Annotated in this window: 11 protein-coding genes; 7 read left to right on the top strand and 4 right to left on the bottom strand. The window is 65.1% G+C overall.

All coding sequences use genetic code 11. The annotated features are described in order from the left end of the window. Nucleotides 1-8 precede the first annotated feature (8 nt). The 4 genes from AC1VWL_RS05350 to def form a co-directional block, all read right to left on the bottom strand. Nucleotides 9-776, bottom strand: a complete 768-nt coding sequence (locus tag AC1VWL_RS05350) for a glycosyltransferase family 25 protein (RefSeq protein ID WP_481533668.1) — start codon at nt 774-776, stop codon at nt 9-11. A gap of 202 nt (nt 777-978) precedes the next feature. Beyond that, a complete protein-coding gene (gene rsmB / locus AC1VWL_RS05345) occupies nt 979-2,322 on the bottom strand; it encodes a 16S rRNA (cytosine(967)-C(5))-methyltransferase RsmB (RefSeq protein ID WP_482986021.1) in 1,344 nt (447 codons plus the stop codon). A gap of 4 nt (nt 2,323-2,326) precedes the next feature. Beyond that, nucleotides 2,327-3,250: a methionyl-tRNA formyltransferase gene (fmt, locus tag AC1VWL_RS05340; RefSeq protein ID WP_296248612.1), complete on the bottom strand. Its 924-nt coding sequence runs from the start codon at nt 3,248-3,250 to the stop codon at nt 2,327-2,329. A 178-nt stretch (nt 3,251-3,428) separates the two neighbouring features. Next, on the bottom strand, nt 3,429-3,944 hold the full coding sequence (gene def / locus AC1VWL_RS05335; protein WP_282268094.1) for a peptide deformylase: 516 nt from the start codon (nt 3,942-3,944) through the stop codon (nt 3,429-3,431). Between the two features lie 128 nt (nt 3,945-4,072). On the opposite strand from def, the gene AC1VWL_RS05330 reads away from it, so the two are divergent. The 7 genes from AC1VWL_RS05330 to tsaC all read left to right on the top strand — a co-directional run bounded on the left by AC1VWL_RS05330 (nt 4,073) and on the right by tsaC (nt 12,259). Then, complete coding sequence (locus AC1VWL_RS05330) at nt 4,073-5,197, top strand: LysM peptidoglycan-binding domain-containing protein (RefSeq protein WP_482986020.1); 1,125 nt, start codon at nt 4,073-4,075, stop codon at nt 5,195-5,197. 78 nt (nt 5,198-5,275) lie between these two features. Then, nucleotides 5,276-6,427 carry a DNA-processing protein DprA gene (dprA, locus tag AC1VWL_RS05325; protein WP_482986019.1) on the top strand — a complete coding sequence of 384 codons (1,152 nt, stop codon included), beginning with the start codon at nt 5,276-5,278 and terminating at the stop codon, nt 6,425-6,427. A 45-nt stretch (nt 6,428-6,472) separates the two neighbouring features. Continuing rightward, entirely contained in the window at nt 6,473-6,946 is a 474-nt protein-coding gene (locus tag AC1VWL_RS05320) for a DUF494 family protein (RefSeq protein WP_282268100.1), read from the top strand. 21 nt (nt 6,947-6,967) lie between these two features. After that, nucleotides 6,968-7,702: a GYF domain-containing protein gene (locus AC1VWL_RS05315; protein WP_482986018.1), complete on the top strand. Its 735-nt coding sequence runs from the start codon at nt 6,968-6,970 to the stop codon at nt 7,700-7,702. Nucleotides 7,703-7,735: 33 nt separating this feature from the next. Then, the gene (locus tag AC1VWL_RS05310; RefSeq protein WP_482986017.1) at nt 7,736-8,674 is read left to right on the top strand and encodes an RDD family protein; all 939 of its coding nucleotides are present in this window, start codon (nt 7,736-7,738) and stop codon (nt 8,672-8,674) included. Between the two features lie 271 nt (nt 8,675-8,945). After that, complete coding sequence (locus tag AC1VWL_RS05305) at nt 8,946-11,447, top strand: DNA topoisomerase I (RefSeq protein WP_482986016.1); 2,502 nt, start codon at nt 8,946-8,948, stop codon at nt 11,445-11,447. A gap of 251 nt (nt 11,448-11,698) precedes the next feature. Next, nucleotides 11,699-12,259 (top strand): L-threonylcarbamoyladenylate synthase type 1 TsaC, encoded by a 561-nt coding sequence (gene tsaC, locus AC1VWL_RS05300; protein WP_482986015.1) that lies wholly within the window; start codon nt 11,699-11,701, stop codon nt 12,257-12,259. The last annotated feature ends 177 nt before the right edge of the window (nt 12,260-12,436 follow it).

Here is a 12,436-nt window from a genome sequence, read left to right as displayed (position 1 = left end):
CCCGCGTATCAACCGTTGTCCGCAGGTGTACGCCCGCGCAACCGCGAAGCGAGATTGTAGGCAAACCAGCGCACGCTGAGGCCTGCCCGATAAACCTCGCGGCTCAGCCAACCCAACGGCCCAACAGCAGGCTTGGCCTTGCGCCCGGCCTGGATCACCGAAGCGAACAGATGACCGCTGCGCACGACGCCGGGCTTGAGGCCGAGGCATTCCACCCCATGCAGCCAGGCCAGGTCCATATAGTCATCAACCGGCAGCACCCAGTGCTCGGCGTGACGCAGGAACTTTGCAGCCGCCTCTGGCGTCAGGTAGTAGCCAAACGCGCACAGTGGGCTGCGCCAGTAGCGGTGCAGGACTGAGTCGCCGAACCTTATCCAGGCCGAGCTGGGGCGGTCCGCAGCATGCAGGCGGAAGTAGCCCACCGACTCCGGCAGTGACGGCAGGTCACGCAATACGTCCAGAAACCGCGGGTCGATGGTGATGTCATCTTCAAACACCATCATCGGCCGACCACTGTCCACGCACTGCTGCCACAACAAGTAGTGGCTGGCCCAGCAGCCAATCTCGCCGGGGCGGAAAGGGCGGCCCTTGCAGGCCAGGCGCCGCTTTTCATCGACCTTGGCAAACAAGGGATGCGGAATGCTGCCATTGACCGCCTCCCACATCGTCACCTCGATGCCCAGAGCTTCTGCCTGCCGCTGGATCGAGGCACGACGATCCGCCGATGCCGGCAGGTTGATCACATAAAGGGGCAAATCAGCAGACGGTCGAGTCATTGCGCGACGCAATCCTGGAAAAGAATCCATACGGGCTCCCCGCTTTCCGGAAGCCATCTTGGACACAACAACGAGTCATGATAGTACCTGATCAACAATTGCCTGCCTCCCTGCCATGGCGCCCGCAAGCAAAGCGGGGCCCGCACTTGATTTCACCGCCAACGCTGGCGCCAGCTTGATCCGCGGAACGGAGAACGTCCGCTCAGTCCTGCGCCGCTTTCACCAGCCGCGCATAGAAGAAGCCATCGCCACCCTGCTCACCCGGCAGTCGCTGGCGGTTGCCGGCAACCTCGTGACCGAATGCGTCAGGCAATGCCTGCACCTGTGCATCCGGCGTACGCACGAGGAAGTCCGCTACCTGCTGGCCGTTTTCCTGGCGCAGGATCGAACAGGTCGAGTACAGCAGCACGCCACCCGGGCGCAGCACCGTCCACAGTGCATCCAGCAAGCGCGCCTGCAAGGCCGCCAACGCAACGATGTCCTCGGCACGGCGGTGCAGCAGCACGTCGGGCTGACGGCGGATGATGCCGGTCGCCGAGCACGGCGCGTCCAGCAGCACCGCGTCAAACGGCTTGCCGTCCCACCACACGGTGGTATCGGTGGCATCGACCGCCAGCACCTGCGCCTGTGCGCCGACGCCGGTACGGGCGAAGGTTTCGCGGATGCGCTGCAGACGCCGTGCATCGACGTCCAGCGCCAGCAACTGCAGGGATGGGTCGCGCTCCAACAGATGCGCGGACTTGCCGCCCGGCGCGGCGCAGGCGTCCAGCACCCGCGCGCCGAGTGGCGCCTGCAGCGCATCGGCGACCTGTTGCGCCGACAGATCCTGCACCGACACCGCGCCCTGCGCGAAGCCGGGCAAGCTGTTCACGGGCACCGCAACCGGCAGGCGCACCGCATCGGCCGACAAGGGCTCGGCAATGGCCTCAATGCCGGCCTCGGCCAACAAATCCAGATACGCTTCGCGCGAGTGCTGCTGACGGTTCACCCGCAGCCACATCGGCGCCGGCTGCAGACTCTGCGCGATGATTTCTGCGGCCTGCCCTGGCCAGTCGTGCTGCACCTTGGCCAGCAGCCATTGCGGCCACGCATCTTCAGCGCGCGCCTCGGCAAAGCCTTCGCGCTGTGCGCGACGCAGCAATGCGTTGACCATGCCAGCTTGACGCTCACGGCCCAGCGCGCGCGCTGCCTCCACCGTCGCCGACAGCGCCGCATGGGCTGGCAGCTGCAACACATCCAATTGTGCAAAACCGGCCATCAGCAACGCACGCAGATCACCATCGCGCGCGCCCAACGGCTTCTGCAGCCATTGCCGCAGTGCGTGGTCGTAGACCACGCGGCGACGTAGCGCGGCAAAGCAGATGGCTTCCAGCAGCGCGCGGTCGCGGCTGTCGTCGAGCTTGGGCAGGGCTGCGCCGAGCTCGGCTTTCAACGAGCGGCCCTTGCCGATCACCGCCGCCAGCACCTTGGCCGCCAGCGCACGGGTCTGCACGCCGGGCTGTGCCGCCGCGGACCTGCCCCACGGCGAGGAAGTAGCAGCCGTCATCCGCTCAGCCCTCGACCCGCAGATCGCGGCGTGCGTTCAGATAATCGGCAGCGGTAATCGCCTTGCCGCCTTCGCGCTGCACCACGCGCAGACGCAATGCGCCCTGCCCGCAGGCGATGTCGATGCCTTCACGGGCGGCGCCGATCACCGTGCCCGGTGACTGGCCGCGATTGTCCTCAATGGCCACCGCACCGTGGATGCGCACGCGCTCGCCAGCCAACATGGCCTCGGCTACCGGCCACGGATTGAAGGCGCGCACGCGACGTGCCAGCGCGGCCGCTGGCTCGGCCCAATCGAGCCGGGCTTCAGCCTTGTCCAGCTTGTGTGCATAGGTGACACCGGCTTCCGGCTGGCGCTGCGGTACCGGCTTCAAGCCGGCGCGCAACAAGCCCAGGCCATCAGACAGCACCTGCGCGCCCAGCTGTGCCAGGCGGTCATGCAGTTGGCCACCGGTATCGGCATCGCTGATCGGGGTGTGCTGGCGCAACAGCACCGGGCCGGTATCCAGGCCCGCCTCCATCTGCATCAGGCAGACGCCGGTTTCGGCATCGCCCGCCTCGATCGCGCGCTGGATCGGCGCAGCGCCGCGCCAGCGCGGCAGCAGCGAGGCGTGCACGTTCCAGCAGCCATGGGTCGGGATGGCCAGTACTGCCTTGGGCAGGATCAGGCCGTAGGCCACCACGATCATCAGATCCGGCTGCAGTTCGCGCAGCTGCTGCTGGGCTTCGGGCGTCTTCAGGCTTTCCGGCTGGAATACCGGAATGCCACGCGCAATCGCATCAAGCTTCACCGGCGAGGGCATCAAGCCACGACCACGGCCCGCGGGACGATCCGGCTGGGTGTAGACCGCCACCACCTCATGCTGCCGCGCGGCGGCGGCCAAGGAAGCAACGGCGAATTCCGGCGTACCGGCGAAGATGATTTTCATTGGGCGGGGATTCGGGATTCGGGATCCGGAATTGGCAAAAGCAGCGCAGCAGCGGCTACCAATCGCGAATCGAAAGAAAGAGCGTGCAGATCAGGGATGCAGGACAGAACGCCGGGACTGGAAGAAACGCAGCAATTCATGCCCTTTCCAATCCCGGGTCCCCGATCCCCGCCTCAAATCAAGCTACGTGCTTGCGCGACTTGGCCAGCTTCTTGCGCACCATCTCGCGCTTGAGCGGCGACAGATAGTCGATGAACAGCTTGCCGTCCAGATGATCCATCTCATGCTGGATGCAGGTCGCCAGCAGCTCATCGGCGGCCAGTTCCTGCTGCTTGCCTTCGCGGTCAAGGTAGCGCACCACGATGGAATCAGCGCGGGTGACATCGGCATAGATGCCCGGCACCGACAGGCAACCTTCCTGATAGACGCGGCCGCCTTCGCTGGCGCTGACGATCTGCGGGTTGATGAACACCTGCGGCGCGTTGTGCTCTTCGCTGACGTCGATGACCATGAAGCGCTTATGGACGTCCACCTGGCTGGCAGCAAGGCCGATGCCCGGGGCGTCATACATGGTCTGCAGCATGTCGTCGAGCAGCTGCTGGAAGGCCGGCGTGGTCACCTCGGCCGCTTCAACAAGGGCCGCCTTGGTGCGCAGGCGCGGGTCTGGAAACTCAAGAATGGGCAGGAGAGCCATGGCAGTACCAATCCGGGATGCCGCATATTTCGGCAAGATGTCCCAATTCTACCGCTTGCGCTTGCCCGGCGCCCCCGTTTCTGCAATATAGTGCGACAACCTGTTGGGGAATCAGGCAGATCGCAACCATGTTGAAACAATTACGTACGGTCGCCGCCGTGGCGATGCTGACCGTCACGACCTATGCCGTGGCCGTCGAAATGAACGGTACCCACCCTGACACCTACGTGGTGCGCAAGGGCGATACTTTGTGGGATATATCGGCACGTTTCCTGAAAAAGCCGTGGCTTTGGCCGGAGATCTGGCAGGCCAACCCGCAGGTAAAGAACCCGCACCTGATCTACCCGGGCGACGTTCTGAGCCTGGCCTATCTGGACCGGGTGACCGCCCAGGCAGGCCCGCGCCAGGAAGCACCGATCACCGGCGTACCGCTGGCGGACGTTGAGCCCTTCCTTAAGAACCTGAACGTGGTCGACAGCTTCGAGGACCTGCCCTATGTGGTTGGCCTGGAAGACAACCGCCTGCGCGCTACCCTGGGGCAGAAAGCCTATGTCCTCGGCCTGGAGGCCGCGCAGCCTGGCCAACGCTACATGGTGGTGCGCCCAACCGTGCGCTTCAGCCAACCCAAGCACACCGATGATCTGGACAACCGCGGCCGGGCCATCCCGGGCAGCGGCAACGTGTGGGCGAGCTACGTAGCCGCCAATGACCGCAACGAGTTCCTGGGCTACGAGCTGGCAGAGGTGAATGCCGGCACCCTGACCCAGGTAGCCAGCGGTAGCGTCGAGGCGTCCACCTTGCAGCTGCAGGACAGCGGCAGGGAAGTACGCGCCGGCGACCGTCTGGTGCCGGTGCAGACCACCCCGTACGACCTGCAGTTCGTCCCGCATGCCCCGGCCAACGCCTCGGCACCGGGTCAGCTGCGCGTGCTTGCAGTGACCGACACCTTCACCAGCGGCGGCCCGCGCGATGTGATCGCCATCTCCGGCGGCGCACGTGAGGGCATCGACAACGGCACGGTGTTCTCGATCTGGCGCAGTGGCAGCCACGTCGCCCACCGCATGCAGCATCCCGACTCTTCGCGCATGGACGATGCACTGAAGACCGGCGCAGGCCGCGTCACCCTGCCTGACGAATATGCTGGCCATGCAATGGTGTTCCGCACCTTCGACAAGGTCAGCTATGCCTTGATCATGGAAGGTACCAAGCCGACCCGCGTAGGCTATGAGCTGAAACATCCGGACGCGCAGTAAGCGCCTGCGGCCTAGCCTTACGATGCAGCACAACGGCGCCCGAGGGCGCCGTTGTTGTTTGTGGCGGCAGGCTGGGCCATGCCTCGATCAGCCTTCGCCAATCTACCCTCCCCACCCTGTTGCCCGGCCCTGCTGACCCTGGCGCTGGCTGGCGGCCCCCGGCAGACACTGCGTCGCCTGCTCGATCAACATGGCGGCAGCGCCGACGCATTGGCCGCCGGCCCCGCCGGCTGGCAGGCGGCCGGCTGCACCCCAGCGCAGCGCCAGACATTGGCAAAACCCGATGCAGACGCCTGGGCGCGCACCGTCACCTGGCTGGACGCCGATGGCCATCAGCTGATTGGCTGGGGTGATCCGGACTATCCACCGCTACTGCGCGACAGCCCGAATCCACCACTGGCACTGTTCATCGCCGGCGACCCGATGCGTCCATGGCAGCCGGCAATCGCAATCGTAGGGAGCCGCATCCCCACCGCCGGCGGGCGCGATATCGCCCGCGACTTCTCCACCACACTGGCTGGCTGCGGCCTCACCATCGCCAGCGGGCTGGCCGCCGGCATCGATGCGGCTGCGCACCGGGCGGCGCTGGCCTGCAGCGGCAGCACGTATGCAGTGATCGGGACGGGGCCGGACCTGGCCTACCCGCGCCACCATCGCCAGCTGCAGGCACAGATCGCCGCCGAAGGCGCGGTGATCAGCGAATACCCGCCAGGCACAGCACCGCGCAGCGGCCAGTTCCCCGCCCGCAACCGCCTGTTGGCGGCACTTGCCCTTGGCACCGTGGTCATCGAGGCCGCCGAACGCTCCGGCGCACTGATCACCGCGCGCCTGGCCAGCGAGGCCGGCCGCGAGGTCTTTGCCGTGCCTGGCTCCATCCACAATCCGATGGCGCGCGGCTGCCACCGGCTGATACGTGAAGGTGCAACATTGGTGACACACAGCGCCGACATTCTTGAAGGCGTGGCCAATCTGGCCGGCGAACTGGCCTGCGCCTTGCAAACCCGGCTTCAGACCCCCATCTCCCCTGTACCGTCCGGCCAGCACCCGGCCGTCACGCCACCGGACCCAGACTACCAGCGATTGTGGGACGCCTTGGGTTATGACCCAACCGGTATGGATTTACTGATCGAGCGCACTGGATTGACGGCCGCCAGCCTGTCCTCCATGCTGCTGCTCATGGAATTGGAAGGGAAGGTTTCGTCGGCGCACGGCCGCTATACCCGCACCTGAAGGTTTCTTCACCTCCACAGCGCCAATGGCGCAGGCCGAGGGGCAATGAAAGAGAGCATCCTGGACGTCCTGCTGTACCTGTTTGAACACTATTTCAGCGAAGATGCTGATCTCATCCGAGACCGCGACTCGCTACAGAACGGCCTGATCCAGGCCGGTTTCAGTCCCGCCGAAATCAACAAGGCCTTCGATTGGCTCGATGCCTTGGCCGAACAACGTCCAGCCGTGGCCCAGCCGCGCGTTGACGGGCCGGTTCGCGTGTTCCACGGCCCCGAGCTCGACAAGCTGGACGTGGAGAGCCGCGGTTTCCTGCTGTTCCTGGAACAACAACGCGTGCTCGACGCCGACCAGCGCGAACTGGTGCTGGACCGCGCCATGGCGCTGGACCAGGACGAACTGGACCTGGACGACCTGAAGTGGGTGGTGCTGATGGTGCTGTTCAACCAGCCCGGCGCCGAAGCCGCCTATGCCTGGATGGAAACCCAGATGTTTGTCGACGAACCCGAACCCCTGCACTGAGCCCAACACCGGCGTGCAGGGATGCATAAGGACAATACCTACGTGAGCCAATGGTTCTACGCCGAGGGTAACCGCGAACGCCGCGGCCCGATCAGTGACGAAGACATCACCCAGCTTTTCCAGTCCCGGCGCATCGACGAAGACACCCTGGTCTGGCGCGAAGGTGCCGGTGACTGGCGGCCGTTGCGCGACTTCGCCGGCGAGCTTGGGCTCGACCTGCAAAACCCGGTATCGGCAAGCGCACCGCCAGTACCGCCGTCGCTGCCTCCGGGGCTACAAACCATCCACACGACATCCGCTGCAGCTCCCCGCCAGGGCCTGTCCGGCTGCGCGATCGCCGGCATCATCGCTGCGGTCGTCGGCGTGATCCTGATTGCCATCCTCGCCATCCTGGCGGCCATCGCCATGCCGGCCTACCAGCAGTATGTGATGCGCTCCAAGACAACGATGGTTTCAGGGCAACTGCTGGGCCTGAAGCATCAGGTGGCCGAGTTCGTCGCCGCCAACCAGCGCTGCCCGATCAATGATGACGAAGGCTTCGGCACCCCGGAAAGCTATGCCAGCGGCGACGTCGCCCAGGTCCATGTAGGCCGCTTTGAAGAGGGGCATTGCGGGCTGGAAGCCTTCCTGCGGGTTCCATCGCATTCGCAACTTGACGGCAAAAGCATCTGGCTCGACTACGATATGCAGGCCGACAGCTGGGAATGCAGTTCCGATGTCGACGACAACTACCTGCCGATCGACTGTCGCGGCTGATTGGTAGCGTTCAGAACTTTTACGGGGAAAAAGATGAGCCAGTGGTACTACGCTGATGCCCAGCGCGAGCGGCATGGTCCGATTGAAGCGGATGCCCTCCGCGAAAAATTCCGCGCAGGCGAGATCGACCTGGACACCCTGGTGTGGCGCGAAGGCATGCAGCAGTGGCAACCGCTCTCGGCCATCGCCGACGAACTGCAGCTGGTCACCCAGGCCAACACCGGCATCGACCTGCGCCAGGACTATGCGGCCATCGAGAACGGCACCGCGGCCGAACCCGCAATTGTGCGAGCTGCGACTGCACACTCCCCGTATTCCGCGCCGGGCAGCATGCCCGTCGACCAGAATCATGTGGTGACCGGCGGCGCCATCGTCCAAGCAGGCTTCCTGCGACGCTTTGCTGCCTCGGTGATCGACAGCATCGTCACCGGCGTGGTTTCCGCGGTGTTGCTGATCCCGATCGCGCTTGTGATGGGGGTGAGCCTGGCAGGCATGGCCGGGTCGGAACTGGCCAACGCGGGCGCCATGCTCGCCTTCTACGGCATCTATATGGGCATCTGCATCCTGGTGCCGGCCACCTATTTCGGCTGGATGCACTCGTCCAACAACCTGGCCAGCCTCGGCAAAATGGCGGTGGGCGCCAAGGTCGTGCGCAGCAATGGCGAACGCATCAGCTTCTGGCGCGCGTTCCTGCGTTACATCGCGATGATCGGGCTTGCAGTGATCTCCTGCTACATCTCCCTGCTGGTGTCGGCGATCATGGTCGGCGTCACCGAGCGCAAGCAGAGCTTGCACGACATGATCTGCGACACCGTGGTAGTCGACAAATGGGCCTTCACCGAACATCCGGAGCGCCAGAGCCGTGAGCTGGGCCCGGTGACACTCGTCATCGTCGGTTTGGCGGCACTGTTGATCCTTGGTTACCTGGCCTTGATCGCATTTGGCTTTTTCATGGCCATCGCGCAATCCTGAGCACGCTGACGGCCCTCCGCCAGAGGGCTTTGCCTGATCGGGCTGGTGGTGCTTCCCGGCGTTGCGGCAGCACCCTTCAACTGACAAATTGCCGGGGGCGGCTTGACACAGGCCCCTCCGGCATGATTCCTCTAATAAGGAACCAAGCTGAACGCCCGGGCCGCAACCCGGGCGTCGGCTTATGCACAACCCCAATATCGGCTTCACTATCGTCCCGGTTTAAGCCACCCTAGCGCCCCCACCGGGCGTTCCGCCCCAAGAATGTACTGACATGCCCAAGCACCTGCTCATCGTCGAATCACCGGCCAAGGCCAAGACGATCAATAAATACCTCGGCAAGGACTACACGGTCCTGGCCTCGTATGGGCATGTGCGTGACCTGGTTCCCAAGGAAGGCGCGGTCGACCCCGAGAACGGGTTCGCCATGCGTTACGACCTGATCGAGAAGAACGAGAAGCACGTCGAAGCCATCGCAAAAGCCGCAAAGGGCGCCGATGACATCCTGCTGGCGACCGACCCGGATCGCGAGGGTGAGGCCATCAGCTGGCATATCGCCGAGATCCTGAAACAGCGCGGCCTGTCCGATGGCAAGCCGATGCAGCGCGTGGTGTTCACCGAAATCACCCCGCGCGCGATCAAGGAGGCGATTGCCCAACCGCGCGAAATCGCCTCGGACCTGGTCGATGCCCAGCAGGCACGCCGCGCGCTGGACTACCTGGTCGGCTTCAACCTGTCGCCGGTGCTGTGGCGCAAGGTACAGCGCGGCCTGTCTGCCGGCCGCGTGCAGAGCCCGGCCCTGCGCATGATCGTCGAGCGCGAGGAAGAGATCGAAGCCTTCATCTCGCGCGAATACTGGAGCATCGAGGCCGCCTGCGCGCACCCTTCGCAGCACTTCAACGCGCGCCTGATCAAGCTGGACGGGCAGAAGTTCGAGCAGTTCACCGTCACCGACGGCGACACCGCCGAGGCCGCACGCCTGCGCATCCAGCAGGCCGCGCAGGGCTCGCTGCACGTCACCGACGTCGCCAGCAAGGAGCGCAAGCGCCGCCCGGCCGCACCGTTCACCACCTCCACGCTGCAGCAGGAAGCCTCGCGCAAGCTCGGCTTCACCACCCGCAAGACCATGCAGGTGGCGCAGAAGCTCTATGAAGGCGTGAACATCGGCGATGAGGGCACGGTCGGCCTGATCACGTATATGCGTACCGACTCGGTGAGCCTGTCGCAGGATGCGCTGGCCGAGATCCGCGACGTGATTGCCCGCGATTACGGCATCAGTTCGCTGCCGGACAAGCCCAACACCTACACCACCAAATCCAAGAACGCGCAGGAAGCCCACGAAGCCGTGCGCCCGACCTCCGCGCTGCGCACCCCGGCACAGGTGGGCAAGTACCTCACTGACGACGAGCGCAAGCTGTACGAGCTGATCTGGAAGCGTGCCGTCGCCTGCCAGATGATCCCGGCCACCTTGAACACCGTCAGCGTCGACCTGTCGGCCGGCAGCGAGCACGTGTTCCGCGCCAGCGGCACCACCGTGGTGGTGCCCGGCTTCCTCGCCGTGTACGAGGAAGGCAAGGACAGCAAGAGCGCCGAGGACGAGGACGAAGGCCGCAAGCTGCCGCTGATGAAGCCCGGCGACCGCGTGCCGCTGGACCGCATCGTCGCCGACCAGCACTTCACCCAGCCGCCGCCGCGCTACACCGAAGCGGCACTGGTCAAGGCGCTTGAGGAATACGGCATCGGCCGACCGTCCACCTATGCCTCGATCATCCAGACCCTGCTGTTCCGCAAGTACACCGAGATGGAAGGCCGCAGCTTCAAGCCGACCGACGTCGGCCGCGCGGTCAGCAAGTTCCTGTCCAGTCACTTCACCCAGTACGTCGATTACGACTTCACCGCCAAGCTCGAGGACGAGCTGGATGCGGTGTCGCGCGGCGAGGAAGAGTGGGTGCCGCTGATGGAGCGCTTCTGGGGCCCGTTCAAGGAACTGGTCACCGACAAGAGCGAATCGCTGGACCGCACCGACGCCGGCAGCGCGCGCGTGCTCGGCCCGGACCCGGTCAGCGGCAAGGATGTCACCGCACGTATCGGCCGCTTCGGCCCGATGGTGCAGATCGGCACCGTCGAAGACGAAGAGAAGCCCAAGTTCGCCTCACTGCAGCCGGGCCAGAGCATCTACTCGATCTCGCTGGAAGAAGCACTGAAGCTGTTCGACATGCCGCGCAAGCTTGGCGCCGATGCCAATGGCGAGGAAGTCACCGTCGGTATCGGCCGCTTCGGACCGTTCGCCAAGCGCGGCAGCACCTATGCCTCGCTGACCAAGGAAGACGATCCGTACAAGATTGACCTGGCCCGCGCCGTGTTCCTGATCGAAGAGAAGGAAGAGATCGCGCGCAACCGCATCATCAAGGAGTTCGAAGGCTCGGACATCCAGGTGTTGAACGGTCGCTTCGGTCCGTACATCAGCGACGGCAAGATGAACGGCAAGATCCCCAAGGACCGCGAGCCGGCCTCGCTGACCCTGGCTGAAGTCGAGCAGTTGATGGCCGACACCGGCAAGCCGGTGCGCAAGGGCTTCGGCAAGAAGGCCGCCAAGAAGACCACGGTCAAGAAGGAAGCCGCGCCGAAGAAGGCTGCCGCCAAGAAAGCTCCGGCCAAGAAGGCGGCAACCAAGAAAGCAGCGACCAAGAAGACCGCAGCGAAGAAGGCCACCAAGAAAACCGTCGCCAAGAAGGCAGTGAAGAAGTCGACCGCCGACGACGCACCGCCGTTCTGACCAGCGCTTCCTTCTCCCTTCGGGAGAAGGTGTCCAAAGAGCCTGCCCCCGCGAAGGCGGGGGACGGATGAGGGTAGGCTTTGCTCCTGAAGCCGGTTGAATGCAGCTTCCGCTTTCCAACCATCCCCTCCCCCGCCAACAAGCGGATAATCGGCACCACCCGCAGCAGGCCGCCCACCGGGCGGCCTTTGCTTTGCGTCCTTTCGCCGACCAGCGCCAACGAACGCACTGGCCCTCCAACGGTGCTGACCATGCTCGAACTCGACCTGCACAACGTCGTCCCCACCCTCAAGGCCGGCGGCGTGATCGCCTATCCGACCGAAGCGGTCTGGGGCCTGGGCTGTGATCCTTCCAACGAAACCGCGGTGATGAAACTGCTGGCGCTGAAACAGCGCCCGGTCGAGAAAGGCATGATCCTGATCGCCGCCAGCCCGGCGCAGTTGGAAGGCTGGGTGCAGTTGGACGCCTTGGCAGACGACCGCCGGCAGGCAGTGCTGGACAGCTGGCCCGGCGCCAACACCTGGATCGTGCCGGCCGGCCCACGCGCCCCACGCTGGATCACCGGCGAACACACCGGCATCGCCGTGCGGGTCACTGCGCATCCACTGGTACAGGCCCTGTGCGAGGCCTGGGGCGGCCCGCTGGTATCGACCAGTGCCAACCTCGCCGGCGAGCCGCCAGCGCGCTCCCGTGAGCAGCTGGACCCTGCCCTGCTGGCCTTGCTGGATGGCCTGCTGGATGGCGCCACCGGCGGCCTGGCCCAACCTACCCGCATCCGCGTGGCAGCTACCGGCGCAGTCCTGCGCGACTGAAAAGCCGAAAAGCCAACCCCTCCCCAACCCTCCCCTTGGCTTCGCCAAAGGGAGGGGCAACGGCGTAGTGCCGAGCCATGCTCGGCAGGGGCTTAACCCCAAAACCGGCAGCCGAGCAAGGCACGGCGCTAAAAGAGGCGCCCCCCCGTGCTTTTTGGAGCGGCGGAAAACCCCCCC

It is taken from the genome of Stenotrophomonas sp. STEN063 (genome assembly GCF_056854515.1).
This window is presented reverse-complemented; position numbering and strand designations above follow the sequence as displayed.

Coding starts and splice junctions, on each gene's coding strand:
- AC1VWL_RS05350 (WP_481533668.1), bottom strand. CDS start 776: ATGACTCGACCGTCTGCTGATTTGCCCCTTTATGTGATCAACCTGCCG.
- rsmB (WP_482986021.1), bottom strand. CDS start 2,322: ATGACGGCTGCTACTTCCTCGCCGTGGGGCAGGTCCGCGGCGGCACAG.
- fmt (WP_296248612.1), bottom strand. CDS start 3,250: ATGAAAATCATCTTCGCCGGTACGCCGGAATTCGCCGTTGCTTCCTTG.
- def (WP_282268094.1), bottom strand. CDS start 3,944: ATGGCTCTCCTGCCCATTCTTGAGTTTCCAGACCCGCGCCTGCGCACC.
- AC1VWL_RS05330 (WP_482986020.1), top strand. CDS start 4,073: ATGTTGAAACAATTACGTACGGTCGCCGCCGTGGCGATGCTGACCGTC.
- dprA (WP_482986019.1), top strand. CDS start 5,276: ATGCCTCGATCAGCCTTCGCCAATCTACCCTCCCCACCCTGTTGCCCG.
- AC1VWL_RS05320 (WP_282268100.1), top strand. CDS start 6,473: ATGAAAGAGAGCATCCTGGACGTCCTGCTGTACCTGTTTGAACACTAT.
- AC1VWL_RS05315 (WP_482986018.1), top strand. CDS start 6,968: ATGCATAAGGACAATACCTACGTGAGCCAATGGTTCTACGCCGAGGGT.
- AC1VWL_RS05310 (WP_482986017.1), top strand. CDS start 7,736: ATGAGCCAGTGGTACTACGCTGATGCCCAGCGCGAGCGGCATGGTCCG.
- AC1VWL_RS05305 (WP_482986016.1), top strand. CDS start 8,946: ATGCCCAAGCACCTGCTCATCGTCGAATCACCGGCCAAGGCCAAGACG.
- tsaC (WP_482986015.1), top strand. CDS start 11,699: ATGCTCGAACTCGACCTGCACAACGTCGTCCCCACCCTCAAGGCCGGC.